General features: G+C 44.9%; 21 protein-coding genes and 1 pseudogene. All 22 read right to left on the bottom strand.

The genetic code is table 11. The features are described from left to right. Positions 1 to 8: 8 nt before the first annotated feature. The 22 genes and pseudogenes from ACLTOQ_RS05785 to ACLTOQ_RS05680 all read right to left on the bottom strand — a co-directional run bounded on the left by ACLTOQ_RS05785 (position 9) and on the right by ACLTOQ_RS05680 (position 25,876). The gene (locus ACLTOQ_RS05785; protein ID WP_412319041.1) at positions 9 to 1,763 is read right to left on the bottom strand and encodes an AIPR family protein; all 1,755 of its coding nucleotides are present in this window, start codon (positions 1,761 to 1,763) and stop codon (positions 9 to 11) included. Continuing rightward, complete coding sequence (locus ACLTOQ_RS05780; protein WP_412319040.1) at positions 1,756 to 2,760, bottom strand: PD-(D/E)XK motif protein; 1,005 nt, start codon at positions 2,758 to 2,760, stop codon at positions 1,756 to 1,758. Before ACLTOQ_RS05780 ends, ACLTOQ_RS05785 begins: the two co-directional genes overlap by 8 nt. Further along, on the bottom strand, positions 2,744 to 5,536 hold the full coding sequence (locus tag ACLTOQ_RS05775) for a Z1 domain-containing protein (RefSeq protein WP_412319039.1): 2,793 nt from the start codon (positions 5,534 to 5,536) through the stop codon (positions 2,744 to 2,746). The genes ACLTOQ_RS05780 and ACLTOQ_RS05775 overlap by 17 nt, the downstream gene beginning before the upstream one ends. Then, a complete protein-coding gene (locus ACLTOQ_RS05770; protein ID WP_412319037.1) occupies positions 5,529 to 7,031 on the bottom strand; it encodes an ATP-binding protein in 1,503 nt (500 codons plus the stop codon). Before ACLTOQ_RS05770 ends, ACLTOQ_RS05775 begins: the two co-directional genes overlap by 8 nt. 25 nt (positions 7,032 to 7,056) lie before the next feature. Next, entirely contained in the window at positions 7,057 to 7,254 is a 198-nt protein-coding gene (locus tag ACLTOQ_RS05765) for a helix-turn-helix domain-containing protein (RefSeq protein WP_412319036.1), read from the bottom strand. Between the two features lie 320 nt (positions 7,255 to 7,574). Then, a complete protein-coding gene (locus ACLTOQ_RS05760) occupies positions 7,575 to 7,745 on the bottom strand; it encodes a hypothetical protein (protein ID WP_412319035.1) in 171 nt (56 codons plus the stop codon). 29 nt (positions 7,746 to 7,774) lie between these two features. After that, a complete protein-coding gene (locus ACLTOQ_RS05755; protein WP_412319034.1) occupies positions 7,775 to 8,974 on the bottom strand; it encodes a relaxase/mobilization nuclease domain-containing protein in 1,200 nt (399 codons plus the stop codon). A gap of 83 nt (positions 8,975 to 9,057) precedes the next feature. Further along, the gene (locus ACLTOQ_RS05750) at positions 9,058 to 9,351 is read right to left on the bottom strand and encodes a hypothetical protein (RefSeq protein ID WP_412319033.1); all 294 of its coding nucleotides are present in this window, start codon (positions 9,349 to 9,351) and stop codon (positions 9,058 to 9,060) included. A 267-nt stretch (positions 9,352 to 9,618) separates the two neighbouring features. Continuing rightward, entirely contained in the window at positions 9,619 to 9,903 is a 285-nt protein-coding gene (locus ACLTOQ_RS05745) for a plasmid mobilization protein (RefSeq protein WP_412319054.1), read from the bottom strand. Positions 9,904 to 9,974: 71 nt separating this feature from the next. Then, complete coding sequence (locus ACLTOQ_RS05740; RefSeq protein WP_412319032.1) at positions 9,975 to 10,697, bottom strand: transposon-transfer assisting family protein; 723 nt, start codon at positions 10,695 to 10,697, stop codon at positions 9,975 to 9,977. A 418-nt stretch (positions 10,698 to 11,115) separates the two neighbouring features. Next, positions 11,116 to 12,392: pseudogene (locus ACLTOQ_RS05735) on the bottom strand (IS110 family transposase). Between the two features lie 343 nt (positions 12,393 to 12,735). Next, complete coding sequence (gene ppdK, locus ACLTOQ_RS05730) at positions 12,736 to 15,363, bottom strand: pyruvate, phosphate dikinase (protein WP_412319031.1); 2,628 nt, start codon at positions 15,361 to 15,363, stop codon at positions 12,736 to 12,738. 358 nt (positions 15,364 to 15,721) lie between these two features. Beyond that, a complete protein-coding gene (locus tag ACLTOQ_RS05725) occupies positions 15,722 to 17,110 on the bottom strand; it encodes a glycine--tRNA ligase (RefSeq protein ID WP_021914139.1) in 1,389 nt (462 codons plus the stop codon). A gap of 27 nt (positions 17,111 to 17,137) precedes the next feature. Further along, positions 17,138 to 17,737, bottom strand: coding sequence for a hypothetical protein (locus ACLTOQ_RS05720; protein WP_337427781.1), 600 nt, complete (start codon positions 17,735 to 17,737; stop codon positions 17,138 to 17,140). A 109-nt stretch (positions 17,738 to 17,846) separates the two neighbouring features. Next, entirely contained in the window at positions 17,847 to 18,491 is a 645-nt protein-coding gene (gene recO, locus ACLTOQ_RS05715; protein WP_021914137.1) for a DNA repair protein RecO, read from the bottom strand. After that, positions 18,430 to 18,669 carry a hypothetical protein gene (locus ACLTOQ_RS05710; protein WP_021914136.1) on the bottom strand — a complete coding sequence of 80 codons (240 nt, stop codon included), beginning with the start codon at positions 18,667 to 18,669 and terminating at the stop codon, positions 18,430 to 18,432. Before ACLTOQ_RS05710 ends, recO begins: the two co-directional genes overlap by 62 nt. A 104-nt stretch (positions 18,670 to 18,773) precedes the next feature. Continuing rightward, on the bottom strand, positions 18,774 to 19,691 hold the full coding sequence (gene era, locus ACLTOQ_RS05705) for a GTPase Era (RefSeq protein ID WP_412319030.1): 918 nt from the start codon (positions 19,689 to 19,691) through the stop codon (positions 18,774 to 18,776). Then, positions 19,573 to 20,700 carry a DUF4349 domain-containing protein gene (locus tag ACLTOQ_RS05700; RefSeq protein ID WP_412319028.1) on the bottom strand — a complete coding sequence of 376 codons (1,128 nt, stop codon included), beginning with the start codon at positions 20,698 to 20,700 and terminating at the stop codon, positions 19,573 to 19,575. Before ACLTOQ_RS05700 ends, era begins: the two co-directional genes overlap by 119 nt. 81 nt (positions 20,701 to 20,781) lie before the next feature. Next, positions 20,782 to 23,703 carry an insulinase family protein gene (locus ACLTOQ_RS05695; RefSeq protein WP_412319027.1) on the bottom strand — a complete coding sequence of 974 codons (2,922 nt, stop codon included), beginning with the start codon at positions 23,701 to 23,703 and terminating at the stop codon, positions 20,782 to 20,784. Between the two features lie 32 nt (positions 23,704 to 23,735). Continuing rightward, a complete protein-coding gene (locus ACLTOQ_RS05690) occupies positions 23,736 to 24,158 on the bottom strand; it encodes a hypothetical protein (protein ID WP_349174486.1) in 423 nt (140 codons plus the stop codon). Positions 24,159 to 24,161: 3 nt separating this feature from the next. Next, positions 24,162 to 24,908: a sigma-70 domain-containing protein gene (locus ACLTOQ_RS05685; protein WP_021914131.1), complete on the bottom strand. Its 747-nt coding sequence runs from the start codon at positions 24,906 to 24,908 to the stop codon at positions 24,162 to 24,164. Positions 24,909 to 24,994: 86 nt separating this feature from the next. After that, positions 24,995 to 25,876: a hypothetical protein gene (locus ACLTOQ_RS05680; protein ID WP_021914130.1), complete on the bottom strand. Its 882-nt coding sequence runs from the start codon at positions 25,874 to 25,876 to the stop codon at positions 24,995 to 24,997. Between the last annotated feature and the right edge of the window lie 282 nt (positions 25,877 to 26,158).

Raw genomic sequence — 26,158 nt, 5'->3', positions numbered from 1 at the left:
TTTACCTCTCACTGAAGCTCATCATTTTCAAATCGTTTTTTCAACAATTCCCAGCATTCAGCTTTTTTGCACCACTGACCAATGTTTACACCTGGAGTAGTGGGGTCCTGAAAGTGCCGCCAAACCTTATAAACCAATTCTTCTATAAGTAATGTAACATTAGGCTCTATCGCTTGAATTTCCCATATTATATCCAGATTGATTTGATCTTTATAGTATGTTCCTAATAATGCAACTGTGTAATAATCAATCTGAGCTTTGAATCCGCCAAATTTTTGATTTGCCACAATATGATCACACTCATTAAAAAGAATCACTTCGGCTATCATGTGTTTGTAGTTTGTTTCTGTTGCCTCTGGAATCTTTCCGTCATTTATAAGTCCTGTAAAGAAAACAAAATTTGTTTCAAGGCCCTTACTGACGACATCCGGGTACCCCATCCAACACATCATACACTTGGCAGCAACAGCTTTAGACACGCACCGTTTCTTCGGGTTATGAGCCTTGAATTCTTTTTTTAATGCAGGGGTAAGCTGACGATTCACTTCAACTAAATATTGACCTCTTGCTCTTTCATAAAACCATCTATCCACAGATTTTCCTTTGGTAACTGGTATATATACAATTCGCGATAGCCGCTCCATCCGTATATGATAATCATCATTTGCGCTAAAATCCGACATTTTAATGGGATTTTGGCTGTTGGCATATTTTGAAATATTACCAACGATTTCACTCACTCTATCTTCAGCTTTTATTACAGCTAGTTTCATCTGAACGCTAACTGAAGATAAGTCTACTTTGCCCTTATAGGCATTATAGATCGAAGCGGTTGTTTGACCACCATTTACTATTTGCCATCCTGTAATAGACTTGATTACAACAAAACGGTCTGAAGAAGCATCTTCATCGATCTCAATCGACTCTGCAATTGTTGAAATGCCGTTATTGTAAGCCATAAACATATCCGGCTCATTCTTAAGAGAGTCGCGTATTCCCTTATTAATTTTCCCGGTAGCCTGAAGAAATGAACGGACATTCTTTTCAATCAACTTTTGACCTTCATCACTATAGATTTTTGCCAAAAGTTCACCAGAGATTGCTCCTACATAACAGTCATAAGGTTGCTGACTGCTTCCGGACACTTTAATAAATGGCAGTGTTACCCCATATTTTTTTCCAAGCTTTATCTCTATTACATCCGTTTGAGCATTCAGGAACACATGCTGATACAGCCGTTCTATATCCCAAACATCATATCGAACAGTAATTTTCCCAATCTTAGAATCCTCTGGCACGTATAAAACAGCTTTTTTATTTGTAAGCAATATAATATTTGCGGTTTCGATATCATCTTTACACGCTTGAATATATTCATACGCTTGATATCCATCACTTGATTCCTCGACTTCTTCAAAGTATCCGGTAAAACAGTTCTTTAGAAATCGATGAGCCTGTTTAATTGTCTTCTCTATTTCAACCTTTCCGGCCTTTACAATCTGCGGTGAAGGACTAAAATCACTAACGATAAGCGTGAGCGTATTAAAATACTCGTTAAAGACGTATCCATCAAGACGCATCTTATTGCTGCTTTTTTTAAAATCAATAATCTGACAGTCCGAAATACTAGATTCTCCTATATCTGCAAGATAGGATAAGAAAATTGTCTTAAACGCAACCGAAGTGGAAACAATGTTATTCGTGCGATAGGATACAACTTCTTCCAAAATATCCTGATTAAATTCCGCCAGTTTATCAGACAATTTCCTCACTTCCTTTCATTTTTTGCTCCTTTTCCGAATCAGCAATCTCAAAAGATGCACAACTATTTACCAACACATCGTATGTACACCCTGAAATGCCATTTGAAATGTCTCTCTTAACAATTCTAGGGAATCTATCTGTGACACGATAAGAGTGCTCCTCTCGGATATGATAGCCAGTCGTGTATTTATCCTCGAGACCATCAAAATACCCATATGTCTTCAAGTTTGTGTCAAACTTTTTACGCATCAATGGATTATCGTCCAATTTGAATCTAATATCATCAATAAGCTGTGGAAGCGTTTCACCATCTGCAGAACTTTTTCTTAGTGCAAAAAAATCGACAAGCAGCTCCCCTGATATCTCTGAATCGTCAAGCTGATATTCACTGCTAATGTGCATCTTGTATGGAGCTTTCGAAGATGTTGTTTTTATTTCCACAGCATTTCCTCTTATGTAAAAATCATGTGTTTCATAATCACAACCAGTCCAAAATGATACAGCGCTAGTCCCAAACATACCAATCAGTTGCTTCAAAAATAAGAGTTCACCATATAAGCCTTGCTGGCGTTCTGGCGATAGCATCAAGGTCTTTTCCTGTGTAAAAAAACTCTTCCATTTAATAAGCAACTTCGACACTCGTGCAACCAGTTGTTGCTTATCATTTAATTCATCAGCATTTTTACGTATATCCTCGATGATGATTTCAAACATATAACTTTCATCGCCAGAGTTTTGCGCAATTTCGCAAAAGAAATCTACAGGACTGTATTCATACAAGTGTACCTTTCCGATATCAAGCCCTTTACATCGCGGCATACTATCCACTGATTTTTCTTCCGCAACGAAATACAAGGCTCTTTTTTCTGTATCACGATTCATTGCGTAGATAAGTGATATTCCGTTAGGTGTTGTATATACTTTTGATAATGTTTGATGCTTCCCGGCACTTAAGGATACACTCAAATCATTGTAGATGTTATGCGTCAAAGTCATAGCTCTTGTTCTCCACAGCAATATCATTTACATGATAGGACTTAATATTTCCTTTTTCCTTTCTATCCGGAAATACAACGGCTACCGCAAATGGTGTTTTACTGTTATTGCGATCCATTTCTTCCGTAATGGGACCAACATTACCGATTGGATATAGCATTAAAAATCCATGTTCTCTTGAACGAGTATTCTTTCGAATTTTTTCTGCTGAATCACCGTCTTCTTGCATTTGCTTTACTTTTTCAAATTGTCTTTGATCATAATCCAAGTATTCCTGATCTTTTGATAAAAGGGTATGGATATCACACGTTGCTTCTCCGTCAGTAATCTGAAGATTTGCTCTTGTCAAGCCTGCACCAACTGCATCTATAGAAGCAATTGGGAATGGCTTTCTTCCTGTTGCTTCATAATTAATTAAGCAAACAGTCCAATTAGTCAACCCTCCAACGGTCGTCTGATTTCTTATGTAATCAGCCATGTACTTACTATTTGCTCTTGTAGCGGATGAAGATGTTTTGTACTGTTCAAGAAATTGTGACACGTCATAACCTGATACATCAAACCAGTAATAATGTGAGCCAACTTTTCGATTCAGTCTAGCAATTATTTCATTATCAGAAGCAGATTTTCCCATTGTATAAATCAAGTTTTCAACGGCGGCAAAATTCTCGTTGAACTGATCGCTGTCAACATCAAGAATACGAGTCTGACTTAGGTGAGCACTAAAGTCTCGCTTCATATCCTTTCCAGTTCTCATCTTATTTCTGCTTGTTATAAGAAGATCTGGATTAGATTCTACGCCCAGACCGAACTCCATAGGAGTTTGCTTCACAACATTTCCCATATAATCAATTTGCCGAACCAGATCTTCTGTAGCTCTTGAGATATCAACGAAGTAACCATGTAGCACTTTTGTTGTGTAAAGTCGGCAAAGATCCAGATAACCTGGTCGATATCCAAACCAACGTCCCATCTGCATCAGGGTATCATATGTATTAGAACTTCTTGTAAAGTAACTAACAATCAATCCCTCCAAGGTCAATCCACGCGCCAACTTATCTCCGCCGATTACAATTACATTAAACGGTTCACCTTTATGATTCTCATAAATTAACGTGTCTGAACTATCACCATTAATGCTGTAAATAGTGAATTCCTTAGCTTTTATGAAACGAATAATTTCTTGATAAACAACATTCCAACTGTGCTCGGCAACTCCATCCATGTATTGAGGAAAGTCACTTCTCATGAGAGCTGTGGTAGTAACATAATCCTTTTCCCAAATCTCCTTGAGCTCCTTTTCGATTTCTGAATCATCGTTCTTAATGAAATTATATATTTCCTCTAAAAAATACTTTTCAACCTTTCTCTTGATGATATTTTGCTGCCCTTTGAAACGGACAATATGAATCAACATTGAATTAGGCTTTGCAAATTGTCCTCTCAGGTTTCTAACAGCAACTGATATCACGAAAGATTTTAACGCCAGTTTGAGCTCATCAGGTATAGCTCCTACAGGATCATCTTTTTTTGTCCCTTTTCCCAGATAATCTTTTCCCTTTTCAATTTCCCTAAACAACGGCATCGCTTTGACAGTTTCATCACCATCAGTTAAACCAAAGTATTCCAACGCTCCTATGTAGTTCTTTGGCCTTGGAATGTTCACGATAAAGTCCTTTGGAAAGAGATCTTTCCCATACTTTGGATTTTCACTCTTAGGTGGAATGAAAATGTTGGCAAATGGTGTGGCAGTATAGCCAACATATGAATAACAATCAAAAAGTCCCAATAATCTTCTGATATGTTTGTTGATAGTCGTAGGATTAAAATCGTCTTTTAGTGAGCCATCAGCATTGTAACAATCTTTCGTGTTAAGCGATGCTTGATCCGCTTCATCATCGATAACCAACAGAGGATATTCCGCTGAAAAATGTTTCTTTCCGGATACATCCGTTGTAGCAACTGGAAGATTTCCCAGATACTTAATTAGTTGAGCTAATACCGATGCATTCTTCTTGGTGACCACCACAAACGGAGGATTCATCGATGTGCCTGCCTTGATTTTGTTGAAATCACCTTTTTCTTCACGAGAAGTAAGTGCCTGGAGATGGTAACTTACACTTTGTCCCACTCCGACACCTATTGCATTTTGACTATCGTCAGCAGCTCCACGCACATCGTATCCGAGAAATTCCTCTTCTAATCGGATTTGAGTCTGGCTACGCAAATTGTTATGAATACCCGCTAGAACAATAATGATTTTATAGCCAGCATCTGCAGCTTTGTTGAGAACACCTAAATAGTGCGCTGTTTTTCCCGACTGTACATAACCAAAAGCTAAGCCGTAGACATTTTGCTTTATGCCGAGTGAAGGGTCTGCCATGAAATTAAGTACAGCATCTGTTGACTCGTCAATATCTGCAACCGCATCGAGTGACCATGACGGCTTGTGGTTCAAATAATCAGCATATCGTCTCCAATACTCTAATAAGTAACCTTTTCTTTTTTTTATTTTTGAAAACCATTTCTTGTCCTTAACAGTTACATCAGCGATAACTGTTACTGGATCAATAGGAACCTTAACCTCAGCAAGTAAAAAAGCCCGTAATTGTTCTGCATCATTCACAACAGGCCCCCACTGAGCAACAATGGCATCAACCGTTTCAGCTACAGTGGTATGATTCTCCTTTTCTTCTATCAGCTCACGACATCTTTTAAATGCTGCAATATATAGCTGAAGTTCACTTTCCTTCAAACCTTCCGGATAATTAATCATAATTCTCGTCCTCAAATATTTTTTTAATTTCTTCTTCTATGTACTTGTAATTTGGCATTCCTAAAATGATACCTTCAACTTCTTCCTTAGCAAAACCATTCTGTATAAATTTTTTTATATAGCCCTTGGCTTCAGCAATATCTGCCATTTTGCCCGGGTCATCATTTGACACAGCCTCTTTCACCTGTTCCGACATATACGATGTCAGGCCAGATTGCGCAGAAGGAGCATATCCCTCAATTAGCGCTAGATATGCTTTCAAATCAGCTCTGCCATCTTCATCTAGCTGTTGAAGAATCTTATTTAGCATCGGATGCTTTTTGTTAAGGTAGAACATATATGAACCAAGTCTATTCTTTCTTTGTTCCCATACGTAACTCAACTGTTGAGATCCTGGTTTTTTTGAATAAGCACCTCTTGAGTTATAAACCTTTGCAGATTGCGCCGTACAAACAGTAATTGCTCGATCAATGATATCCCTCATATATAATGGGGGCGTAGCTACAGACTTCTTGATATCAATTTTCCAATCATAGTCCTGATCAGCATTCATATCTAAGCGGATACGTGCTAGATTAAAAGCGGGTTCTTTCTTAATAAAATCAAACCACGTACCAAATACCAATAATCGTCTATTGCGATATACATATATCCCTTGCTGAGCAGTCCAACCTTTGGGTCCAGCTGCAGCTTCAAAATCTTCTGAAGTTGCAAATTTCGTTTTATGCGGAAGCACATATGGTTGAACCAAAACGTATTTTTCTCCATCAAAATATTCTTCTTCACTCAGTTCTTGAGTTGCATTATTTGAAAGAATGAAGGGATTCCATGCTGGTACCAAATCATCTTTAAAGAAAATTTTTAAATCATCTTCTTCTATAAAGCGATGGAATGTCATCCCTACATGAGCCTTAACACGTTCAACTGTTTTATAGAAATTCATCTTTGATTTCTTTAATGATGCGCTATCAACAAATCGATCCAACAAGTCTATGACTATTAACGTTCCGTTATCAAAATGCTGAAATACGGGGTATCCTTCGAGCACTGTATCGATGGGGATATCATCAACTAACAAGCTCCATTTTCCATCCTGCTGGTTTTCAATATAATCTAAATCCCAACAAGCTGTTGAAATCTTGTTTTCTTTTTTTGTTATAACTCTTAAACGTTTGCCCATTGAAAAAGCTGCCGTTTTCATCCCCATCCCAAAACGACCCAAATCGTCAGACATTCTTTTTTCTGATGGGTCTGCAGATCCAATTTTCATAGAAGCAATTAATGAACACTTCTCCATGCCATCGCCATTATCATATATAGCAATGGTTGACTCCTCTTTATTCCAAGAAAAGTCAACATGAACCTCTGTAGCGTGAGCAGCTATACAATTATCTAAGATATCAGAAATAGCCGTCTCTGTTTTATATCCAACTGAGCGCAGTGATGCCATTAACAGATGAGCGTCTGGTGCTAACTCTACTCTATTACTATTCATTATCTTCCTCCCAGTCTACACACATTTAACTAATGGAAGCGCCCTTAATATATCGTCCGCTGCGAATACGTGCATCTTTTGGCCTTTGGGCTTCCTCTGGAATAGCCCATGTGTTTCCGACTCTAAACACACCCGGAATACGTCCTTCCGCACATAATACCTGAATTCTTCTTGGAGATATTCCCCATTTTTTAGATGCTTGTGTTGTTGATAAAAACCCCATATTTGCTCCTCGTCCATCAAACAAAAAATCACATCAATCCATTGTTTATTATAATCCGTTAAACGAATAGAATCAATCTATCTTGTACCACCTTGTGCTCAAAATTTTATGCACCTCACTAATTTGCAAGCAATGTTTCCTTGGCCAAGTCCTGCGAAAACAGCGTTATCCCGAAACGGGACAACTTGCTTGTTGGGATATTCCAAAACCCTTATCGATCATCACTTTGTGATGGCTGCGCGTTTCTTCGAAACACTAAAAAAAGCGAGGCCTGAGCAACAGCACTATGACTGTCACTCAGACCTTTTGATTTGCCAGACTTAATGACTTTGCTCATCTTTCCGGCGTTTCTGCTCTTCCTCCTTGCACTCTGCATCATAGAGAGAAGCAATATTCTGCTGGGCAATCAGAAGCTCCTGGGCATCATTTTTCGCCAGTCTGTATTCGGCATAGATCTGCTTTTTTGCTGCCAGCACCTCAGCATATTCCATACTGAGATCCTTTACCCTTGGAAGCTTCTTTACACCCAATTCATCGAAGGCAGCCTTTGCCGCTTTATGAATCGTAATCTCTTCCCGATGTGCTTCCAGAAACTTTTGCTGTAACCAGCCTTGCGGTATTCCTCATAAGTGAACCGCGTTTTGGAATAGTTGATGATATGCTTTTTCAGAGTGCCGATCTCCGCCAATCGTTTTTCCGATTGCTGAATAGTAGAGAGAAGGGCGTCCCTTTTGGTAGTCTGCTGCTGCACAAGCTGGTTCAGCTGCTCCATGCTTTCAATCTTATGATCCCGCAGAAAAAGCAGCGTCTTCGACATCTGCTTCAGGTTATAAACCGATGCCCAGCGCTGATATCCGGCACCTTTATTCTGCAGTTTGCTCTGGATATCAATGACAAGATTGAAGGGACGGGCATCTGTGTGGTAGTTGCGTTTTTCTCTCGACTTGTGTTCCTGCTGCCCGAGGAAATGAACTCGCAGATCTGCCTCGGTATAGCCGTACTCCAGAGAGGACAGGCGGATAAAACGGGCCTGATTTTTCCCTTTGACGGAAATATGCTTTCCGCATTTTATCTCATAATCCAGTGTCCGCAGCTCCTGCAGAAATGCTTCAAAGGATTCCGGCTTCTTCTGCAGAACAGCATCGATATCCTCACAAAGTACATCTCTGTTTTTCACTCTGCGAGGGTAGTCCGTTCGTTTTGCAAGCTCCCTGTATGGCTTCGGAGTAATAACGGATAGGCCGTTTTCCAGGCAGACCAGATCACTGACTCGCTGCAGGGCAATGCTGGATAGCCAGAAGTTTTTAAACTTTCTGGTTCCGTCAATGGAAGCGGAATTGAAAACGATGTGATTATGGACATGGGCCCGATCCGTATGAGTTGCTACGATAAAGGCATACTTGCCTTTTGTAAAACGGAGAGCCAGTTCCTGTCCCAATCGGTTTGCTTCCTCCGGTGTGATCTCGCCGGGCTTGAAAGACTGACGGATCTGATAAGCAATCACTTCATGCCTCTGGAGGCGGCCGGTGATCTGCTCATATTGGCGTTTGGACAGCATGAATTCTTCATCCACGGTCATGGGATCACACTGATACCCGGTGACCAGTTCACCCTTGTCTGTCTTCTCCGGATTCTTCGCATAATCCGTTCTGTCGCCCAGACTCTGGGCGAGGGTTTTTCCCTTATTCACATGCATGGGAATCAGTCTGGTTGCTGCCATGGGCATCCGCTCCTTTCTCAATTTTTTGCAAAAGAAAAGACCTGAGGCATTTCAATTCCTCAGGTCCGTTAAGTTATGATTCGTCATGAAAAGATAAATTTCGACAATTTCCCGGTCAATGCTTCCAGCCCGAGAGAAACTACTTCAGCAAACATGATTGCCAGAAACACCAGAACGGCAAAACCAAATAGGAGCGCTGCGTAAATCCAGGCATGCTGAAAAAGAAGCATCACAATGCAGACGCCTAATACCAGATACACCAGTCCGGCGACCATCGCCGAAAGGTTCAAGGCGAGGGAGTAGAAGATAGAGAGTACGGCAACAATTGCCATGATCGGCAGCGCGAGTATTCGAAAAGGGAGTTTGATCAGCCACATAAACGAGTCCTCTTTTGGTTTTTTGAGTATAGTCTATAAAGCGATTTTTCCGAAGTCAAAGATGTCAACGAAGCAATGAGTCAGATGGATCAGATTGCCGTGCTTGCACGAGCATATCTGCATCCATTTGACGAATGCACGAAGATAAGCAAGTAGAGCGATAGCTCGGATTGCGCATCTTCGCCGGAGGGCGGGAGTAACGCAGTTACGCAGCACTCCGGTGCTTCCTATGTATCCGGTGTGACAGCAATCTGCCACACCGTTTCTTTACTGGATCGTCGCCAGCCTTGCCAGAATCTCTTTCGCAATTTCCCAGATTTCATTCTGCCTGTTCTGCAGATCCTGAATGTCCTCCGCATAGATAGAGCCGGTCTCATTGGCTTGCTTGGCATACTGATTCAGATTGTTGCTGCAGTATCGAAGAAGGGAGACCATTTCCTTTACATCATCCAGTTCCAGGTTGATGCAGTAGCCGTCCAGCGCCATCTTTCGAAGATAAGAGCTCTTGTTGCGGATACCCAGTTCATCCATCTTTTGCTGCATGCGCTCCAGTTCTTCCTAAGACATTACGAAGTGGACCCATTTATCTCTTGCCTGCATGGGGTACCTCCTGATGTTTATTTTTACTCACGAACTCTTTCCTCCGGACCGCAGAAAATAAAAGGACACTCCGGTCTGTGAGGAGGTTCATGCAGCTGCTGCTCCTTCAGCTTTGCAAGCACAGACTGCTTTGCCTCCTCATCGGCACATTTGCATGCCTGAAGCGTCGGATCCGGTTCCGGAAGGTTATTGATGATACCGTCAAAGCTATTGTCATTCTGCTCCACCGCGTCTTCCACAGCACGAAGGGCAGCTCTTCCGGGATCTTTTTCCGGAAACCGTTCCGGATGAAAAATGATCTCCACACGGTTCATCACCTGGGGATCGTCGAAGACAACACCATTCAACCATTCCTCGCATTCATGCCAGCCGCCCATGGTAATGACCTGACCGCCTTCGCCAAAGAAACGGAGATTATCGTTGGTGCTTTCAAGTCCGTCATAGGTATAACCGGCTGCCTCCATCGCTGCAATCAGCGGATCCTTATCTGCCGGAGTATCATGCATGGGCTCAGCAAATCCATCATGCCAATCACTCATTTTTCTCATCCCCTCATACACGGTAAAGTCAATAGCAACGAAATCTGCGTCAGTCATAGCCGACATTTTCTTCAGCGCCTTCTTGCAGAGCTCCTTCAATTCATGGTCCCCGATATTCGTGATACTGGTTTTTATGTCGAAAATCGCCATTCTTCGACAAGTGTGATTCATCGCCTGAATCAGATTCATCTCTTCTACGGTAAACATTATCGCGATTCCTTCCATAATAATCTTTGTTTTTCTCTTGTTAACTCGCTTTTTCTCACATTTTCATTTCTTCATAGAGATATTTTCTAAGTCTATGTCATTCCCCTTGGCCATAAATCATGGATATTCGGATGTTTAGGGTACACAAAACAAGACGTCGTCTTATTCTGCTATGATCGGCCTTTCTTTCCCCAACTCCTTACGGCAGCCTAACCTCCCATGTCATACAGGATCTCCTTTACTTCTGGGTCCTTAATTCCTTCGTTCTGCTTATCCATAAAGGGGCGTCATGATGCTCCTTCGCTGAGTCTCTGCTCTGATGGAAATAAATCTGACTTGGCTCTCTATGTTTATGAAATTCTTCTGTTCCTTTCAGCGCCTTTCGGCGGACGTCTCCTGAATCTCACAGTTGGTCTTCTTACGCTGCCTGCGGCTGCCTGTGAATGTCAGAAATCAACTTCTGTGCATCATAGGTCACTCTTTTGCCAGGATGGCATAAAAGACCCGTATCAGCTTACAGCTGATGGCAATCACGGATTGTTTCTTCTTGCGCGGATTGTTCACCCTTGTCGTGTAATACTCATGCAATGACTTAAACTCCGGGTTCTTCGCTATCAATGGAATTGCCGCATTGAACAGTACTGCTCGCAGCTTACTCCGACCTCTTTTGCTTATGGTCGTCTGTCCTTTGTGCTTTCCCGAGCTATTTTCCCGTAATGAGAGTCCTGCCAGCTTTTGTATCTGTCTGGGTGATTCGAAACGCCTCACATCACCCACTTCTGCCAGAAATCCGGCTACCGTGATCACTCCTATACCTTTGATGGCAAGCATCTGCCTGCTTTCGAGTATCTTCCTGCACAGCTTTTCTATCTCCTCCATAACGGCGTCCAGCTGTGCCTTTTTGTATTCGTAATCCTCGAGCAACAGTTTCATTTCATACCGGGCAGCCGAAGAGCCTTTCTTTAAGCCGATGCTGCGTTTTGCTGTCTCACACAGGGTCGTTGCCCTTTTCATTCCTACAGCCCTTAGCTTTGCATCACGCCAGATTTGATTGATTTTCTCGGCTCCCAGTTCCACGATTGCTTCCGGAGTACAAACTTTCTTTAGAAGCAGCATACTGCTCTGTGCTTCATAGTCCCCAAACACATCTGTGTACTCGGGGAAATATATGGCGAACCATCTGGCAAATCTGTTTTTGATCTGGGTCATCTCCCTGATGAGTCTCTTACGATTGGCCACCATAATTCTTAAATCAGCATACACACCATCCGGTGTATACGGTGCAGAATACCGGCCCTCGGTAACCAGCTTTGCGATCACCTTCGGATCCTTCCTGTCATTCTTGCTTTGGCTGTTGTCATCCAGTTCCTTGGTCTGCTTTACCGCATAGGGGTTAACCATAACCAGGAGGATGCCCTCATCCTCAAGATAAGCGCCAAGATCAAACAAGTAATGACCTGTCGGCTCAATACCTACGATTACATCTGACTTTCTGTACTTGTCCTGCAAATGCTGCATCCATACTTTAAAGTCTTCAAAACCTTCTCTGCTGTTGCTGAACGGAAAGACTTTTCCAAGCTCAATGCCTCTCCAGTCAAATGCCCTGGCGTACTGTGTTGTACTTCCGATATCGATTCCGACTACCAAAGTTGATTCTTTTACTTGATTGATTTTTTCATTCTGCTTATAATTCATTTGTGGGTGTCTCCTTTGAACGATGATTTGTCAACCGGCCAGTTAACAATCATTATTCTATGGGTTGCACTCATTTTTGGCAAACCGGTTACTTGTTACTTAACAGGAATGCTCCTTATAGATATTAGAATAAAAAAAGGGAGCAAACCCAAATAAAAGGGCTTATTCCCAAACATCAAACAAGGGAAAGCAATAAATGCTTTCCCTTGCAGAACTTTATATATAGACTTTTACTTCAATATCTTTAAATCTGTTCGCTTTTGTATACTCTGGATGTTCAGCCATAAATGCCTGCACATCTGCTCTCGTTACCGTTAAGCTGCAGAAATAAATATATTGTTGCCTAATTCCTCTTGTCCGCAATTGCAGCCTGTGCAGCAGCCAATCTCGCGATCGGTACACGGAACGGAGAACAGGATACATAATCCATTCCAACCTTATGGCAGAATGCAACAGAAGAGGGATCGCCGCCATGCTCACCACAGATACCGATCTTTAAGTTCGGACGCTGGGAACGACCTTTTGTGACTGCCATTTCGATCAGCTGTCCTACGCCGTTTTGGTCAAGCTTTGCAAAGGGATCAGATTCATAGATCTTACTCTTATAATAATCCACCAGGAATTTTCCTGCGTCGTCACGGGAGAAGCCAAAGGTCATCTGAGTCAGATCATTGGTACCAAAGGAGAAAAATTCGGCTTCTTCTGCAATTTCGTTTGCCAGAAGTGCTGCTCTTGGAATTTCGATCATCGTTCCAATATGATAAACCAAATTCGAATTTTTTTCTGCCTTAACCTTTTCAGCAGTTTCCACAATTACGTCCTTGACAAATTTCAACTCTTTTTTATCGCCAACCAACGGAACCATGATCTCCGGAACGATCTCAAAGCCCTTTTCTTTACTTACTTCAATCGCCGCTTCGATCACCGCTCTTGTCTGCATTCTTGCAATTTCCGGATATGTAACGGACAACCGGCAGCCTCTGTGACCCATCATCGGGTTGAACTCATGCAACTCACTGCAGGTGCTCTTTACTTCCTCAACAGAAAGATTCATATCCTTTGCCAGTGCTTCGATATCCTTTTCGTCTGTCGGAACAAACTCATGCAGCGGCGGATCCAGGAAACGAATCGTAACAGGTTTCCCCTCCATTACTTCATAAAGCGCCTTGAAATCGCCCTTCTGGAACGGAATCAGCTCTTCCAGCGCCTTTTCGCGCTCTTCCACGGTTTTGGAAAGGATCATTTTACGGATCTTCGGAATTCGCTCCGGTTCAAAGAACATGTGCTCTGTTCTGCAAAGTCCAATCCCTTCTGCACCAAGACGTACCGCATTTGCCGCATCTGCAGGCGTATCTGCATTCGTGCGAACCTTCAATTTACGGAAGGAATCCGCCCAGCTCATGATCCTGCCGAAGTTGCCGCTGATCGAAGCCTCCTGTGTCTGAATATCGCCGTCGTAAATTTTACCGGTTGAGCCGTCCAGGGAAATATAATTCCCCTCAAAGTAGGTCTTGCCGCCTAATGTAAACTGCTTTTTCTTTTCATCGATCACAATATCTCCGCAGCCGGAAATACATGCGGTTCCCATGCCTCTTGCCACAACTGCAGCATGGGATGTCATACCGCCGCGCACAGTCAGGATGCCCTCTGCAGCATGCATCCCCTCGATATCCTCCGGAGAAGTTTCCAGACGTACTAAAATGACACGTTCGCCAGCCTCATGGGCTTCCTTTGCTTCCTCTGCAGTAAAATAGATCTTACCGGCAGCTGCACCAGGAGATGCAGGAAGAGCCTGTCCCATTACGGTTCCCTTTTTCAATGCATCCGGATCAAAGGCAGGATGCAGCAGCTGATCCAGAGATTTTGCCTCAATTCTGCTGACGGCTTCCTGGGGCGTGATCATCCCTTCATCCACAAGGTCGCATGCGATCTGCAGAGCCGCCTGCGCCGTGCGCTTGCCATTTCTGGTCTGTAAGAAATACAGCTTTCCGTCTTCGATGGTAAATTCCATATCCTGCATATCACGGTAATGCTCTTCCAGACGGTTTGCAATTTTCAAAAATTCCCCATAGCATTCCGGCAGGTCTTCTTCCAGTCGGGTAATGGGCTGCGGCGTACGGATTCCTGCAACAACGTCCTCACCCTGTGCGTTGATCAGATATTCGCCATAAATGCCCTTTGCTCCGGTGGAGGGGTTTCTCGTAAAGGCAACGCCTGTACCGGAGGTGTTGCCCATATTTCCGAATACCATCGACTGTACATTGACTGCAGTTCCCCAGTCCCCCGGAATGTCATTCATTCTTCTGTATACGATAGCTCTTTCATTATCCCACGAACGGAATACCGCCTTTACCGCTTCCATCAGCTGAACCCGCGGCTCCTGCGGAAATTCTTCGCCCATTTTTTCCTTATAGATCTCTTTAAAACGCCGGATCACCTCTTTTAGATCCTCCGCCGTCAGCTCCGTATCAAAGTGAACTTTCCGATCTTCTTTTATTTCATCAATGACCCGTTCAAATAACGATTTGGGAACTTCCATGACAACATCTGAGAACATCTGAATAAAGCGTCTGTAAGAATCGTAGGCAAATCTCGGATTGCCTGTCCGTTTGGCAAAGCCTTCGACCGAAATATCGGTCAAGCCCAGATTCAGGATCGTATCCATCATACCGGGCATCGAAGCTCTCGCTCCGCTTCGTACCGACACAAGCAACGGATTCTCGGTATCTCCGAACTTCTTGCCGAGCTTTTCCTCCAAAAGTGCCAGTGCATCAAAAATCTGTGTCTGAATTTCTTCAGAAATTGACCTGCCATGGTTATAGTAGTCTGTGCAGGCCTCTGTCGTCACGGTAAAGCCGGGTGGAATCGGCAGCCCGAGATTCGTCATCTCTGCAAGGTTCGCACCTTTTCCGCCCAGGAGGTTGCGCATATCCGCATTTCCCTCCCTGAATAAATACACCCATTTCGCCATTGTAATGGTCCCCCTTTGGTCTGTATTTACAGTCATTTAGCATTATGCCGGACTGTTTTTCTCATAAAATCATTCTAACACATTAAAATATGTAAAGTCAAACAATATATTCGTTTTTTATTTGTGCAGTTTTTAGTTTTCCTGCCAAATTTTGTCGCAGAACAAACAAAATCTTTCACAAACAGCAAAATGTTGCCAAAAGGAGCCGTTCACGCGCAATACAATTCACCCGCGCCATTTGCAAAAAAATCCGCCTTCTCCATGTGGAATCCACACGGAAAAGACGGATCTTTCTAATTCACAGAATTAAGTACCCACAAAGCGTGTACTCGATTATACACAGCCAGCTTAAAAATTCTTAGAAATCCAGCTTTTCTGCAAAGTATGCGTCCAGATCAGCGATCGCAACCCGCTCCTGCTCCATAGAATCACGGAAACGAACGGTTACGCAGCCGTCTGTCTCGGATTCGAAATCGTAGGTAACGCAGAACGGCGTACCGATTTCATCCTGACGGCGATATCTCTTACCGATATTTCCTCTGTCGTCAAATTCGCAGTTGTACTTCTTGCACAGCTGGGTATAGATCTTTTCTGCACCCTCGTTGAGCTTCTTGGACAGCGGCAGAATGCCGATTTTAACCGGTGCCAGAGCAGGATGGAAATGAAGGACAGTACGGACATCTCCGCCCTCCAGCTCTTCCTCGTCATAAGCAGCGCATAAAAATGCCAGAACGACACGGTCTGCACCCAGAGACGGCTCAACAACATAAGGGATATATTTTTCATTCTTGGAATCGTCAAAGTAAGACAGATCCTGACCGGAAACCTCTGCATGACGGGAAAGGTCGTAATCGGTACGGTCAGCGATGCCCCACAGCTCGCCCCAGCCAAAGGGGAATAAAAATTCGATATCCGTTGTAGCCTTGGAGTAGAAGGAAAGCTCTTCTTTTTCATGGTCTCTGACACGCATTTCTTCCGGCTTGATGCCCAGAGTCTGCAGCCAGTCGATACAGAACTGTTTCCAGTATGCGAACCATTCGAGGTCGGTGTCAGGCTCACAGAAGAATTCCAGCTCCATCTGCTCAAACTCTCTGGTACGGAACGTGAAGTTGCCAGGTGTGATTTCATTGCGGAAGGACTTACCGATCTGACCAATACCGAACGGGATTTTCTTTCTGGAAGTACGCTGTACGTTCTTGAAGTTTACGAAAATACCCTGCGCGGTTTCGGGACGCAGATATACCGTATTCTTTGCATCCTCCGTAACACCCTGGAAAGTCTTGAACATCAGGTTGAACTGACGGATTTCGGTAAAGTTGTGTTTGCCGCAGGTCGGGCAGGGAACCTGATTATCTTCGATGAATTGCATCATCTGTTCCTGGCTCCAGCCGTCTACAGAGCCTCCCAGATCAATATTGTGCTCCTGTGCATAATCTTCGATGATCTTATCTGCACGGAAACGCTCGTGGCATTCCTTACAGTCCATCAGCGGATCAGAAAAGCCGCCCAGATGTCCGGATGCAACCCAGGTCTGGGGATTCATCAGAATCGCGCAGTCCACACCGACGTTGTAAGGGTTCTCCTGGATAAATTTTTTCCACCATGCGCGCTTTACGTTGTTTTTCAGCTCTACGCCGAGGTTACCGTAATCCCATGTATTTGCAAGTCCGCCGTAAATTTCGGAACCGGGATATACAAACCCTCTCGCTTTTGCCAGCGATACAATTTTGTCCATTGTCTTTTCCATCGTTTTTCTCCTTTGACTGCACAGATTTTAATCAAACAGAATATAGGTCAGCACATCTGCGTCGGTTACGGATACTGTTTTGGCATTCGCTGTCGCCTCGACATCCTCCGAACCGTACCGGACCTTATCCCATACTCTGACATTAACCGCTTCCCGCACAACTGCAATGTGCTTTTCTCCCATTTTGAGGAGGTCTTCCTTGCCGATCTGCTCTCCGTCTCCCTTCAGGGAAGAAAGCGTGACATTCAGATCATAGCCTGCATTAAACGCATCTTTTACGGTTCCAACAAACAATGCCAGTTTGTTGAAAGCAGAATAAGCAGAAGCGTCCGCATACTGCATCACGACCGTTACCGTATGATCGTCATTTTCTTTTGCCGCTTTCAGCACAACCGCTTCTTTTCCAGCCGAAGCATTATAAGTATCGCATGCCTGCTGAATCGTACTTTCCAGCTCATCCAGATTATAATAGCTTTCGGAAAAATCTTCTATAATCGTGTGAACCACCTGACCATTTTTTTTGACTTCAATCGTGGTCTCGGTTACTTCCGGCTCCCTGCCGCATCCCGTCAGCATCGCTGCCAGACACAGGATACACAGTGCGCGCATGATCCATTTTCGCGTCATTTATCTGCTCCCTCTCATCTGCATCCGCTCTTTATCTGCCGATGCTATGATCTTAACTATTATAGCCGACCGCCCTTTCTTTTTCAACCCATAACTTTACAAAGTCATTTTATAACGTTTCCAGGATCTCCAGGGTATGAAATTCACCCGGAAGAAAATCCCTCCGGTATTTTTCTGCAATCTGCACAAGCTCTGCAAGCACTTCTTCTTTTAAGGTAAATGTGTAAAGCTTTTCCACGGGCGTCCCTGCGATAAATTCGACTGCATACAACGCCGTTTCGGAAAAATTGCCCTGCGGCAGCCCCGGGAATTCCCCGTTTGCCACAATCAGCCGGATTTCGTAGATGCATCGCACAAGCCTGCGCGGGATGCTTTTTACCGTCAGCGCCCGCAGGGACTGATATAAAAGCTTTAACACCTCGCGCTCGTCGTTATTTTCCCGCGTGCAGTAATCCGCCAGCTCCAGAAAATACATTCCGTAATAGGCGCCCTCAAAATCCTGCCGCAGCTCTTCAAAATAGCAGTCCGCTGAAATATCACAGACACTGTAGGAATTTCGCCCTGCATACAGCTCGAACGTCCCGAAGGTAAACGGACTGGTAGGAGCCAGAAAAGCGCTTGTCGGCTTTCTGGCTCCCCTTGCAAAAGCGGATATTTTTCCTTTTTCCCGAGTCAGGATCACGACTCTCCTGTCATACTCCCCGATCGGTTCTGCCTTCAGAACGATCCCGAGCACTTTGATCCGATCCTGCATGTTGTTCCCCATCCTGTCCCTGCGCCTTTGCACGGAAGGACGAAGTAAACGAGCTGCTCTCGTGTAACTTCGCCCGGTTCCGGAGCGCATTTCTTTCCTGTATCTGATTCCGGTACTGCAGATAATCCTCCACACGCCCGGTTTTTAAAAACTGATCCCAGTAGCTTCTTTCATTCATCCTTACCGCCTCCCATGTATCCAATCTGCCGTCTCCGACAGCTTTTACGTCCCTCATAGGATAAGCGGTTTGAACTTTTTTATTCCCTCAGAAAAAAGAGCGTTCTATCTGTCCGGTCTGGTATCCGCAGGGTTGTAACCGAAGTTTTTCAAGAGGAAATCGCTGTCTCTCCAGTCCTTCTTGACCTTGACCCAGAGCTGCAGATTGACCTGGCATTCCAGCATATCCTCGATATCCCGGCGCGCCTGAGAACCGATCTTTTTGAGCATGCTGCCCTGCTTGCCGATAATAATTCCCTTGTGGGAATCCCGCTCGCAGATGATCGTCGCATCGATATTGACGATATGCTCCTTAAATTCCATCCGTTCGACCGCCACTGCGATGCCGTGGGGAATTTCCTCTTCCAGACAGCGCAGCGCCTTTTCGCGGATCATCTCCGCAACGATCTGACGCTGCGGCTGGTCTGTGATCGTATCTTCATCGTAGAATGGCTCTCCATAGGGAAGATATTTGAAAATGCAGTCCAACAGCGTATCGGTATTGTTGCTGCGAAGTGCCGATACCGGGACGATTTCTGCAAAATCCATCTCTTTGCGGTAGGTTTCCATTGCATCCAAAACAGCTGTTTTAGGAACGGTGTCGATCTTGTTGATCACGAGAACGACCGGCAGCCTGCTGCGTTTTAACTGCTCCAGGATATGCCGTTCCCCGGCACCGATATAGGTCGTCGGCTCTACCAGCCAGAGAATGACGTCCACATCGGAAAATGTGCTTTCCGCCACCTTTACCATGTAGTTGCCGAGCTTATTTTTCGCCTTATGAATGCCCGGCGTATCCAGAAACACAATTTGTCCCTTCGGTCCCGTATAGACGGTCTGAATCCGGTTTCTTGTCGTCTGGGGTTTATTGGATGTGATCGCGATTTTCTGTCCGATCAGATGATTCATCAGTGTGGACTTGCCCACGTTCGGGCGTCCTACCAGCGTTGCAAAGCCCGCTTTTTTCTGTTTGTTCTGCGCCATGTATCTGTTCCTTTCCCGGTTTTTGTCTGTATCTGTCCCCGGTTTTAATTTCTGTTTTTGCCGATGTCTTTTTTCCCGCCTGATGCTTTTCACTTATCTTGATAATTATCCGTACAATCAGAATCGCAATTCCGAGTACGATTGCAATCGCAATCAGGATCGGCAAGAGAATAATAAATTCAATTGCGAAATTTTTGAAAAAGCTTCCAACCCTGTAAATATTTGCAGAAAAGCCCTCTGCAATCCGCGCACCCGCGCTCTTTGCCGCTCCTGGCGTGTAGCGCTCCACCTCGTCGATATAGAGGTTGACCGTGCTGTAATCCACCTGATTGTCATAGGTACGAAGCTGGGATTCCATGCTTTCGATCTGATAGCGCACATCGGTCAGCTGCTCATTGATCGCAATGATATCCTCGATGGATTCCGCCTGCTCCATCATGGAAAGGAGGCTTTCCTGTTCTGCCAGAAGTGCCTTTTTATGGCTCTGCAGATCCACATACTGCAGCGTCACATCCTCTGTGGATTCAGATTTTCTCGTCACATTGGACTGCTTGGAAATTCCCGCCAGATAGCCGTCGAGCTTCTCCGAAGGAATTCTTGCCGTCAGACGTGCGCTTCTGGCAGCAGACGTTGAACTGGCATAACTGCTATTGGAAATGCTGCTGCTTTCTATGTAGCCTCCAAGCTCCTCCGCCTGAGACTGTGCAGACGCAAGGAGCGCGTCAAAGCTTTCCGTCTCTACGTCCATATCCACATTTCGGATCAGCTTGCGCCCGGTCGTCTCTCCCTTTTCTACGGTTTCCGCCTGGGACGAGCCGTTTTCTTCCGATACTTCCTCGGCATACTCATAGTCGCCGCTGTCATAATATACACCGCCCGCAGCACTGTAGTTTGACGCAGTCGTATCATAGGCGGATTCCATCGCCATTTTGCTCGCCGAGCCGCAGGCCGACAGCATGGATATGGCTAAAACACCCGTCAGTACCTTCGTCATTTTCTTTTTCAACATGAAAATCCCTCCCTTCTAAGCTTCCCATTGTGTATATGCTCCATCGGCTGCACCGAACTTTTGTCCGGGCAGCCGCATGCTTCAAAGCAGCTGTTCCAGTGTCCCGAAGCGTTCTTTTTCCTCTTCGATCTTCTTCGTATTTCCGACAACACACAGGCAGTCGTCTTCCAGAAATGCCTTCATGTGACCGGCAAGCGCCCGGATATCCTCCGCCGTCGCATCCAGAACCTGATCCCGCTCCTTCTGCAGCTGCTCTGCGGTCTGTCCGGTCAGATAAATGCTCAGCGCGCGCAGCGCCTTTGCAGCCGGGTTCATCGGTGCATCCATTTCACTGACCGTACCGATGACCGCTTGAGTCATCGAGCGCTCATCCCCTGCGAAATGCGCTACATACTCCACGATTCCCTCATAGGCTTCGATCGTCTTGCCAAGATTCGGATCGCGGTAAGAAGCGATATAGGCATCTCCGCTCTTTCCGAAGCTGCACATGCAGCCGTAAGCGCCGCCCTTGACGCGGACTGTGTTCCAGAGATAATCCGTATTTAAAATACCGCGCAGCATCCGCAGCACTCCGGTATATTCTAACCCGTTCTTTTTATAATTTCCGGCGCGGCACACATACTGTACCTGAGAAGCTGATAAAAAGCCCTCATTTTTCTTCGAAACCGCAGCATGCACCGGCTCTCTGTCCACCGGGCAGGTAAACAAATCTTTTTTCAGTGCTTTGGCTTCTGCTTCAAACAGCTTTTCCTGTTCTTCCTCTTCTGCGGTAAAATCAAACATCAGATTTTCCGGACGGAACATGCACTCGCTCAGCCGTTTCAAAATCTCCGGAAGCTTCTCTTTTTCTTCGTCCCAGTTCGTACAGAGCCCATCCACCAGCCGATAAAAGTCCATGCCGCTTAAAATTTCCTGAATTGCTACCGTCTCGGACGTATAGGACATTGCCCTGCCCGCCGCAATCGTATGTCCTGCGGAAATCATGGAGGACTGCAGTCTCGATTTCAACTCTGTCAGAATCTCGTACAGGCGCTTCGTATCCGTATAATTGGAACGTACCAGCATCTCTGCTGTCAGCTCCATCGCGTCCTTTAAATGCGCATGGAATGCTTTTCCTTTGATTTCAAACGTAATTTTGCGTTCGGACGGATTTTTGATATTCGGATAAATATTCGTAACCGGCACGATTCCTCCGGTCAAAAGGTCTGTCTGCGTAAACAGCTCCTGATAGGAATAATTCTGCGTATCCACCAGGCCGATCGCCGCCTTCAAAATGCCGACATAGGCAAACAGCTCTGCCGGAACCTCGCTGATATCGAACAGCAGGCGAAAATAACTGACGCCGTTGGTTTCGATTTTATGGTAAATCAGTTTTGTGTCTTCGATTTCACGTTCTTCCAGAATGATCGGCTCGATCTCCCGACGAATATCGCTTCTTTCCAGCAGTGGAATCTTCGCCAGATCCTCCGGACGGTCGGGCTCTTCCTGAAACGCTTTCAGCGCAGCTGTCTTTTCCACAATTTTTTCGATTTCTTCTGCAGTCAGCGTCTCCTTGTAAGCCTGCAGGCGACCTGCCAGCTCCTGATCCTTTTTATCGGTCAGCCCTCTTTCGGGTACGAGCAGCAGTACGCTTCTGTGCGGATTGTGCAGCAGATGCTTTTCAATCAGCTGTTCAAAATATCCTGTCTCCACCTTTTCTCTCAGGCTTCTGTAGGTATCGCCCGCTTCGATATGAATAAACGGTCTGGTTTCATCGTAAAGCCAGCTGTCCATTACCTGCAGTCCATACATCAATCCTGCAGGGAAAATACCATAATCCGCTTCCCGATACTTAAATTCGTAATAATTCAGTCCGGCCTGCAAACGCTTTTGATCCAGTCCCTCTGCAACAAGCTTTTCCAGTGTCTCGTCGATGATCTTTAAAAATTCTTCTTTCCGGGAAGCATCCGCATTCTTAGCGACGATGGAGAAATACGGCTGTCTCGTCCCGTTGTCATAATCACTGTAGATGTCTTCGCCGATGCCTGCATCCAAAAGTGCCTGCTTTAAGGGCGCGCCCTGGGAGGAACAAAGCGCGTAGTCCAGAATCTGAAAGGCAATGTATTCTTCCCGGTTTAAAACGTCCCCGGCAGTCATACTGCAGGTCAGGTAGGTATTGTGCTCCAGCGGCTCGCTCTCGGTGATCGAGTAGGGCTTTACAGCTTCCCTGGGTGCAGCAAAAGGCTCCTGCAGACTGATGTTTGCCTCCACGTCAATTTTCTCAAAATGGGACAGATAATGCTCATCCATCCAGTTGAGGCGCTCGACCATATCCATGTTGCCATACAGATAGATATAGCTGTTGGCCGGATGATAATATTTACGATGGAAATCCAGGAACTGTTCATAGGTCAGGTTCGGAATCACATCCGGGTCGCCGCCGGATTCGTTCGCATAAACCGTATCAGGGAACAGATTCCGCACGATCTCCCGATCCAGAACGTCGTCCGGGGAAGAGAACGCACCCTTCATCTCATTATATACGACGCCGTTTAATTTCAGCTCATCGGAGGCGTTTTCCATTTCATAATGCCAGCCCTCCTGATAAAAGATGTTGGGCTGCTTATAAATATCCGGATAAAATACTGCATCCATATAAACATGCATCAGGTTTGCAAAATCCTTGTCGTTGCAGCTTGCAACCGGATACATCGTCTTGTCCGGATAGGTCATGGCATTTAAAAACGTATTCATAGATCCCTTTACAAGCTCAATAAAAGGGTCTTTGACCGGAAATTCCTTCGAGCCTTCCAGAACGGAATGCTCCAGAATATGCGCAACACCTGTGCTGTCCGCCGGAGGCGTCTTAAATCCGATATAAAATACTTTGTTTTCATCCTCATTGGATAGCAGTGCGATCCGCGCACCGCTCTTTTTGTGGCGCAGCAGATATCCTTCCGATCTTAAATCATGGATCTTCTGTCGGCTGATGATCTCATAAGCTGCCAGATCTTCTATTCTCATTTTCTCTCCCTCTCCTGTATCAGATATTTGTCTCACACGGAAAACATCATCAGCGCAAGCTTGGTCAGATGAAGCTCTTCCACGATAATCGTGTCCATCTTTCTGTGAAGCTCTTCACTCTGTACGATTTCGGAAATTTTGTATTCCCGGCTTTCGTAATGCCCATGCTTATGCCTTTTCCCGTCCGCCTCTATCCATACGCTCATCTTAAACGATGCCTTCAGCTCCTGAAACGTCTCATAAGAAAAATCATCCTCTTTCATAAAAAAGATATGATTTTCCATCGTCGTCTCCGGCGAAGTCTCCTTCAACAGATAATGTCGGATGATCGCTTTCCATTTATAAGGAATCTCCTCACTTTTTAACATTTCCTCATAGGAATAACGGGCACCGATATAAATATTTCCAAAATCCTGCAGGACATACTTAAAATCCTGATTTTGCGGCATATCCATGCGTCAGCCCTCCGGTTCCAGAAATTCAATATGATCTGCGGTGATTCTGGCTGCGTCCCGAATTTTTTCTTCCGAAATTCCGGTTTCTTCGGACAGCTCTTCCACCGTCACCTTGCGGCCGAGCTCCTTTGACAGTTCCTCCGCTTTTTCCAGAATATCATTGGCATTTTCAGCAAGCATTTCGCCCGTCTTTTTTTCGGAAGCATTTTCAGAAATATAATTTTCCATCGCCTCCATGATCATGCTGGCGATCGTGCCCTCAGCTTCTTTGGCATTCTGTGCACAGTCCAGCATCTCTGCCGCCATCGTCAGCGCCACATTGCCTTCTCCGATCAGGTCTTCCAGAAAAACGCCCTGTCCGGCGTAGAGCTTTGCGATCTCCGCCACCTGCGGCAGAAAGATTTCGATCATCCGGTGCTTTGCGTCCGCATCGCCCGCCATAGCGGATAAAAGGACCGCTTCTTTCACACCATCCGTCACGTCCGCACCAGCCTGCACTGCCTTTAAATATTCTTCCAGATAGTCGATTTCTTCCTGTGTCATATAGTCAAAGGGATCTGCAGGCTGGCCGATGCCGATCTTTTTATTTTTGAGATAGGCAAAAATCATCTCCAGCTGCGGCTCTCCCAGATTCAGTTTTGCCTTGTCAAAGGCCTCTGTAACCTGTTCCTCCGAAAGCATATTTCCCTGCTCCTTTGCAAGCGCTGAAAGCTCTTCCAGCGTTTTTGCAAAAATTTGTTCTTCCCTCATAATTTTCCTCACAAATTTTATAATTTCTCATGCCTGCCCGGACAGCGCCAGCGGATACCGCCGTTTCGCTGCAAAGCCTGCACGCCTTACTTTACATGCTCGTGCGTAAACAGATGATACTGACAATATTCGTAGTTGCCGTTACACTTGGAGCAGAAACGGAATTCCAGATCGTCTCCGTCCAGCTCCGTTCTGCCGCAGATCGCGCATTTGTGCCGCGTAATCCCTTTCGTCTGCCCTGCCGACCGCATCTTCTGATGAAATTCCTGCTGCCGCTTGATCTGCCCCACCGACAGATGCATCTTTCCTTTCGAGCGCAGGAAAAATACCAGGAAGTTCAGCAGGGAGAAAATCACCACAATCCAGGTTGCGATACCGCCCTGAATGCAGTTTACCAGCAAAATGATGCCGTAAACGATACCGAGCCATTTGACCTTGATCGGAAAAATAAACATCAGCAGCACCTGCACGTCCGGGATGCTGGCCGCACATGCCAGGAAAATGGACATGTTGATATAATAGGTGGAAAACTGTCCAAAATATACTGCACTGCCGTTGTTTAACAGGTACAATCCTGTATACATCGTCGGCTGCGCACCCATCAGCACGCTGTAACCGCACAGGACGAAGGCGCCGAGGATCGTAAACAACAGACCGGAGAACAGATATACATTATATTTGTATGTTCCCCAGATACGCTCCAACAGACCGCCCAGCGAATAATACAGATACAGCGTGATCAGCACAAAGAAAATATTTGAGCTATCCGGCGGAATCAGGATCCAGGTGACCAGTCTCCAGACCTGCCCTTTTAACACGAGGAACGGGTCAAGCATCAGATACTGATACCCTGCGGGCACCAGATACTGCATCAGATAACCGATTCCGTAACAGATAATCAGATAAAGCGTAAGATTCGGAATGGCATATTTTTCCAGCTTCCGTCTCAGTCCATTATGTTGATTCATAGGATAATGTTCCTTTCCTTCTATAATAGCAGACGCATTTTTGCGCGCCGCCGTTTCGGGTTTTCCATAAAAATTTATGAAAGACTGTGTTTATGATATCATTCCAACAAAAAAAAGGCAACGATGTGCCTTTTTATTTTATCGTTTTTATAATTCTTTAAGAAATCAAAAATTTCCCACTTTATACAAATTTTAGCAAATTTTTAGCAAATCACCGATTGAAACCTGAAAAATCCTGTCGTATAATGATTCAGACTCAAAATAGAAGAACTATCACACATT

The organism is Gallintestinimicrobium sp., from assembly GCF_046968865.1.
GTDB lineage: Bacteria > Bacillota > Clostridia > Lachnospirales > Lachnospiraceae > Gallintestinimicrobium > Gallintestinimicrobium propionicum.
This window is presented reverse-complemented; position numbering and strand designations above follow the sequence as displayed.

Excerpts from the sequence above, each read along its gene's own strand:
- ACLTOQ_RS05780 (WP_412319040.1), bottom strand. The coding sequence starts at position 2,760 with ATGACTTTGACGCATAACATCTACAATGATTTGAGTGTATCCTTAAGT.
- ACLTOQ_RS05775 (WP_412319039.1), bottom strand. The coding sequence starts at position 5,536 with ATGATTAATTATCCGGAAGGTTTGAAGGAAAGTGAACTTCAGCTATAT.
- ACLTOQ_RS05770 (WP_412319037.1), bottom strand. The coding sequence starts at position 7,031 with ATGAATAGTAATAGAGTAGAGTTAGCACCAGACGCTCATCTGTTAATG.
- ACLTOQ_RS05765 (WP_412319036.1), bottom strand. The coding sequence starts at position 7,254 with ATGGGGTTTTTATCAACAACACAAGCATCTAAAAAATGGGGAATATCT.
- ACLTOQ_RS05760 (WP_412319035.1), bottom strand. The coding sequence starts at position 7,745 with ATGGAATATGCTGAGGTGCTGGCAGCAAAAAAGCAGATCTATGCCGAA.
- ACLTOQ_RS05755 (WP_412319034.1), bottom strand. The coding sequence starts at position 8,974 with ATGGCAGCAACCAGACTGATTCCCATGCATGTGAATAAGGGAAAAACC.
- ACLTOQ_RS05750 (WP_412319033.1), bottom strand. The coding sequence starts at position 9,351 with ATGTGGCTGATCAAACTCCCTTTTCGAATACTCGCGCTGCCGATCATG.
- ACLTOQ_RS05740 (WP_412319032.1), bottom strand. The coding sequence starts at position 10,697 with ATGTTTACCGTAGAAGAGATGAATCTGATTCAGGCGATGAATCACACT.
- ppdK (WP_412319031.1), bottom strand. The coding sequence starts at position 15,363 with ATGGCGAAATGGGTGTATTTATTCAGGGAGGGAAATGCGGATATGCGC.
- ACLTOQ_RS05725 (WP_021914139.1), bottom strand. The coding sequence starts at position 17,110 with ATGGAAAAGACAATGGACAAAATTGTATCGCTGGCAAAAGCGAGAGGG.
- ACLTOQ_RS05720 (WP_337427781.1), bottom strand. The coding sequence starts at position 17,737 with ATGACGCGAAAATGGATCATGCGCGCACTGTGTATCCTGTGTCTGGCA.
- recO (WP_021914137.1), bottom strand. The coding sequence starts at position 18,491 with ATGCAGGATCGGATCAAAGTGCTCGGGATCGTTCTGAAGGCAGAACCG.
- ACLTOQ_RS05710 (WP_021914136.1), bottom strand. The coding sequence starts at position 18,669 with ATGAATGAAAGAAGCTACTGGGATCAGTTTTTAAAAACCGGGCGTGTG.
- era (WP_412319030.1), bottom strand. The coding sequence starts at position 19,691 with ATGGCGCAGAACAAACAGAAAAAAGCGGGCTTTGCAACGCTGGTAGGA.
- ACLTOQ_RS05700 (WP_412319028.1), bottom strand. The coding sequence starts at position 20,700 with ATGTTGAAAAAGAAAATGACGAAGGTACTGACGGGTGTTTTAGCCATA.
- ACLTOQ_RS05695 (WP_412319027.1), bottom strand. The coding sequence starts at position 23,703 with ATGAGAATAGAAGATCTGGCAGCTTATGAGATCATCAGCCGACAGAAG.
- ACLTOQ_RS05690 (WP_349174486.1), bottom strand. The coding sequence starts at position 24,158 with ATGGATATGCCGCAAAATCAGGATTTTAAGTATGTCCTGCAGGATTTT.
- ACLTOQ_RS05685 (WP_021914131.1), bottom strand. The coding sequence starts at position 24,908 with ATGAGGGAAGAACAAATTTTTGCAAAAACGCTGGAAGAGCTTTCAGCG.
- ACLTOQ_RS05680 (WP_021914130.1), bottom strand. The coding sequence starts at position 25,876 with ATGAATCAACATAATGGACTGAGACGGAAGCTGGAAAAATATGCCATT.